Below are 506 nucleotides of genomic sequence, written 5' to 3'. Positions count from 1 at the left end.
AAACGGTGCTTTTGCATTTGTATATGAAACACGATCAAAAGGATATGTAGCAGCAAGTTTCTCTTTTAATTTTCTATATTCTTCACGTGCCCACTCATGATTTTTTAGAAATTCTCGAAATAATAGGTTGTTCTTCCATTCCTCACTATTATAAATATAAACATGCAAATGATGACTACCCGCTCTCCATTTCCCTTTTCTAAAAAAACGCCAATTAAGTGTTTCTTTTGGAACATATTCATAGCCAATTTCCGCTAGGGGTTCCCTCCAATTTTCGGTAATTTGTAAATTTGTTACGCCAATCATCATATCAATAAGAGGTTTAGCCCCTAATCCTTCTACAGCCGTGCTTCCTATATGTTCAATAGCAATAATTTCTTCATTTAGTAACGGCACAATTTTATTTTTTTCATTTAAAAACTCTGTATGCCAATAATGTTCGTACGGTTTAATTAAGATTTTCCCATCCATTTTCTTTCCTCCTTATAACTATACATCATTATATT

The 506-nt window shown here is 32.6% G+C and carries 1 protein-coding gene; it reads right to left on the bottom strand.

Annotated features, from left to right (window positions below):
- Nucleotides 1-471: GrpB family protein (locus AC1DTM_RS31420; protein WP_477001812.1), on the bottom strand; the 471-nt coding region annotated here is incomplete at its 3' end.
- Between the last annotated feature and the right edge of the window lie 35 nt (nt 472-506).

Source organism: Bacillus sp. P4_D3 (assembly GCF_056401855.1).
This window is presented reverse-complemented; position numbering and strand designations above follow the sequence as displayed.